The sequence below is a fragment of the Reyranella sp. genome, assembly GCF_036558665.1.
Classification (GTDB): Bacteria; Pseudomonadota; Alphaproteobacteria; order Reyranellales; family Reyranellaceae; genus Reyranella.
The window spans coordinates 1-3,940 of the sequence record NZ_DATBFE010000037.1 but is presented as its reverse complement, the minus strand read 5'-3'; the positions used below and the strand labels follow the sequence as shown (position 1 = coordinate 3,940).

At 68.6% G+C, this 3,940-nt stretch carries 5 protein-coding genes; 2 read left to right on the top strand and 3 right to left on the bottom strand.

The window, feature by feature from the left end; genetic code table 11:
* The first annotated feature begins 401 nt into the window (after positions 1–401).
* On the top strand, positions 402–779 hold the full coding sequence (locus VH499_RS05455) for a hypothetical protein (RefSeq protein ID WP_332051683.1): 378 nt from the start codon (positions 402–404) through the stop codon (positions 777–779).
* A gap of 84 nt (positions 780–863) precedes the next feature.
* Here VH499_RS05455 and VH499_RS05450 read toward each other — a convergent pair whose 3' ends face one another.
* From VH499_RS05450 to VH499_RS05440, 3 genes are all read right to left on the bottom strand, one after another.
* Positions 864–1,565, bottom strand: coding sequence for a hypothetical protein (locus tag VH499_RS05450; protein WP_332051682.1), 702 nt, complete (start codon positions 1,563–1,565; stop codon positions 864–866).
* A gap of 37 nt (positions 1,566–1,602) precedes the next feature.
* Entirely contained in the window at positions 1,603–1,989 is a 387-nt protein-coding gene (locus VH499_RS05445) for a hypothetical protein (RefSeq protein ID WP_332051681.1), read from the bottom strand.
* Positions 1,990–2,088: 99 nt separating this feature from the next.
* Positions 2,089–2,559, bottom strand: coding sequence for a hypothetical protein (locus VH499_RS05440; RefSeq protein WP_332051680.1), 471 nt, complete (start codon positions 2,557–2,559; stop codon positions 2,089–2,091).
* A gap of 224 nt (positions 2,560–2,783) precedes the next feature.
* On the opposite strand from VH499_RS05440, the gene VH499_RS05435 reads away from it, so the two are divergent.
* Positions 2,784–3,940, top strand: a 1,157-nt coding sequence (locus VH499_RS05435) for an ABC transporter substrate-binding protein (RefSeq protein ID WP_332051679.1), incomplete at its 3' end; no start/stop codon positions are given.

Genomic DNA, 3,940 nt, shown 5'->3' with positions numbered 1-3,940 from the left:
TGCGCTTCTTGGGCTTGGGGATCGGGGTGATGAAGTCCGCCGCGCGCCGCCGCTCGACGATCCGCTGCGTCGGCTGGCCCGACGGGTCCAGCTCCCAGTGCCGCACCGGCGCCTCGTAGGGCGAATTGAGAACCGGATGGTCGAAAAACGGATTGGAGGCGGTCACCGGCTACGCCTTGTGCAGGCCATGAACGAAAGCGCGGATCATAAACCTCAACCGCCATTCATTAGAAGGGGAACACAATCGCCGGTAGGTGCGGCACGTCGCAGCCGGTCACGCGCTTGTCGCCGATTCTGTTGCAGACTCCGCGCTCGCCGTGAGGTAGAGACGTAGCCGGGAGATCGGGAGCGGCCATCGCATGTGTGGGCGCCCGCGTGGGAAGAACTTGGGGGGCAATTCCTTGAGACAGCTCGTGATCGCGCTGGCGCTGGCCGCCGGCGTTGCCGCCGCCGGGCCGGCATCGGCGGCGCAACCGGCGGCGCTTTCGCCCAAGCAGCAGGCCGCGGTGCGCGACGCCGTGGCCGCGGCGCTGGAGCCGAGCGCCGCGCCGGCCTTCGGCAAGATGGCCGCGGTGAGGACGCCGGTCGGCTCGGTCGTCGTCTGCGGCCTGGTCGCGGCCGGCGACGCCCGCAACCGCACCTACATGGTGCTGGTCCTGGGCGGCTCCGCCCGCTTCGTCACCATGGGCGGCGACGGCCCGCGCGAGGCGCTGGCGGCGAGCCAGTGCGCGCAGTACGGCATGACCTTCGCCCCCGACACGGTGGCGGCGGCGCGCTAGCCCTGCCGCCCCCGCGAGACTGGCCGCCACCGCGAGACCGGCGGCCGGCCGCGGACGCAGCGCCCGCCGCCGGCGCGGTGCGGCTCAATCGTCGTCGTCGTCATCGTCGCCCAGCATCGTGCCGGCGGCGATGGCGCAGTCGGCGTCGGCCAGCGGATTGAGGCCGCCCTCGACCCCGGCAAGCCCGCAGGCGATGCCGGCGCCGATCGCCTCGACGAGGCCCTTCCAGAAATAGATCACGCCCGGGGTGCCCCCGCCGCCTGGCGAGACCGTGCCCTGCGTCGCCTTGAGGTGGGCAAGCTCGTCGGTGATCACCGCCAGGGCGACGCGGTCGTGCGCGGAGAGCTGGCCGCCCTCCTTGCCCGAGCCGAGGCGCGTGACGGCGACGGATTTCACCTTCTTGCCGTCCTTCAGGGGATGCATCACGAAGCCCGTGATCGTCTTCTTGTGGGCGTCGAGCTGCTCGAGCCGGAGGTCGCGCTTGACCCTGGTGATGCGAATGGCGCTGACGCCGGCCGCCTTGCTCGAGGCCAGCGCGGCGGGAAACTCGAAGCCGCCGTCGCCGCTGTCCGTGCCCGCCCCGTTCTCCGGATCCATGACGTATCCGTAGACCCCGGTCGGAAGCCCCTTGATGTGGATGCCGCCGTGGAAGTCGATCCGGGCCAGGGTGGACAGGGCAAGCTTGCGGATGTCGCCTTCGAGCTGCTTGCCGACCTCCGACGGCAGCGCGAGCTGACCGAAATCGACCACGAACTTCGACCCCTGGATATTTGTGGCACGCGACATGACGGTCTCCTTTCCCCGCTGGAATTGACGACGTTCATCACGCTTCCGGACTACCGACGCTGGTCACCACGTACGAACAGACGGCGCAGGCCGCGCGGCCGGACTGAGCGAACCAGCGGCACTGGCGCCTCACGAAGCATTTCGGAAGCGGCTCCGCCGGCGGATCCGGCACAAGCGCGAGAACCCTGTCGATCACGCCGCAGCGTTCTCCGGTCCACTGCCGGCATCCGCTTTCGGCACAGGTGTTGGCGAAGCGGAAGCGCTTCTCCGGCGTGCGCCCCTCGGCGGCGACCTGCACGAACGCCTCGTCGACGACCAGGCCGGCGGGCAGATAGGCCGTCCTGCCGTCGCTGCCCACCACGCCCAGGAGCTCGGCGCCTTCCTCGCATTTGGCACTGGGGCACCGAATCGTTCCGTGGTCCATGACACGCCCCCCGCGACAGAGTTCGCCAACCGCAGGCCGTCTTTCGACTACTCGAACCACCGCCTCCGGCCGACGCCGAAGGGTCCCGGGCACTCCCGCTCAATAGGGCCGCACGCCGTCCCTGAGCTTGCTGCTGTAGTTCTCCAGCCACGATTTCTTGGCGCGCAGGAACTCGACGTACCAGCCGTCGTCGTCGCGGTAGGGATCGTCCATGCCGAAGAACAGCGCCGGCGTGGGATGGAGGATGCCGACGGCTTCCCTGCGATCGATGCGATCGAACAGCGGACCGTTCTCGCCGCGCTCCCCCGGGTCGCTGTCGCGGGCCGAGAACGCCTCGGCGCCGCCGCGCGACCAGCGCTCGCCGAAGGCCTGCGCCGCCGCCCGCGAGGGGAAGCGCCGCGGCAGCCCTTCTGGCGTCAAGGGCGGCGACGGCAGCGCCGCGATCTCGTCGGCCAGGCGCTCGATCTTCTGCTGCAGCAGGACGGCCTCGCGCGCGCGCTCGATCGCGCGCCGTTTCAGGAGGTCGGAGCGGACGGTGCGGGCGACCAGGACAGAGGCCGCGAAAAGCACCAGGACCGCGAGGACGATCTGAAAAGCGCTGCTCTCAATAAGTGAAAAATCACTTTCACATACGCCGTTGCAATCCATCGACGTACGCCCTGAAATGCCGAACGATTCTCCTGAGAAAATGCATCAGGAGACCGCCCTATCCTGCCCGGCCGGACGGGCTTTTCAAGCCCTTTCCACGCTGGTCGCGGGGTCGTGATACGATGGCGCCCAAAAGGGAGGAAACGATGCGATACGCAAAGACCGCCGTCGCGGCGCTGCTCGGCTGCTGCCTGCTCGCAGGCACCGCACTCGCCCAGAACAAGGCGGTGAAGATCGGCGTGCTGGACGACATGTCCGGCCCCTATGCCGAGAACACCGGCCCGGGCGACGTCGCCTCGGTGAAGTTCGCCATCGCGGATTTCGGCGGCCAGGTGCTGGGCAAGCCGATCGAGCTCACCACCGCCGACTTCCAGAGCAAGGTCGATGTCGGGGTCGGCATCGCCAAGCGCTGGTACGACGACGAGAACGTCGACCTCGTGATCGGCGTGCCCAACTCGGCGATCGCGCTCGCCCTGGTCAAGGTGGCGGGCGACAAGAACCGCATCGTCATGCCGACCGCGGCGGCGACCTCGGAGCTCACCGGCAAGTCGTGCGGCTCGCACAGCATCCACTGGATCTACGACACCTACGGCCAGACCAAGACCATCGTCAGCGCGCTCGCCAAACAGGGCATCGACTCGTGGTTCTTCGTCACCGTCGACTACGCCTTCGGGCTCGCCATCGAGGCCGACGCCACGCGCTTCATCAAGGCGGCGGGCGGCAAGGTGCTGGGTTCGGCGCGCCACCCCCTGAACTCGCAGGACTTCTCCTCCTACATCGTCCAGGCCGAGGCCTCGAAGGCCAAGGGGCTGATCTTCGCCGACGGCGGCAACGACATCATCAACGGCGTCAAGCAGGCCGCCGAGTTCGGCCTCGCCCGGCGCGGCGTCAAGATCAGCGCGCCGCTCGCCATGTTCCCCGACGTGCACGGGCTCGGGCTCAAGATCGCGCAGGGGCTCCTGCTGGCGAGCCCCTTCTACTACGACATGAACCCCGAGGCGCGCGCCTTCACCGACCGCTTCACCAAGGAGATCGGCCGGCCGCCCTCGTTCATCCAGGCCGGCACCTACGGCGCCGTGATGCACTATCTGAAGGCGGTGAAGGCCGCCGGCACCGACGAGGCCAAGGCGGTGCTGGCCGAGATGCGGAAGCTGCCGATCAACGACTTCATGACGAAGAACGGCAGCATCCGCCCCGACGGCCGGGTGATCCGCGACATGTATCTCATGCAGGCCAAGACGCCCGAGGAATCGAAAGGCGAATGGGATCTCGCCAGGATCATCGCGACCGTGCCCGGCAACGA

What these genes read in the sequence shown, in the direction of transcription:
- VH499_RS05445 (WP_332051681.1), bottom strand. Translation starts at nt 1,989, where the DNA reads ATGGACCACGGAACGATTCGGTGCCCCAGTGCCAAATGCGAGGAAGGC.
- VH499_RS05450 (WP_332051682.1), bottom strand. Translation starts at nt 1,565, where the DNA reads ATGTCGCGTGCCACAAATATCCAGGGGTCGAAGTTCGTGGTCGATTTC.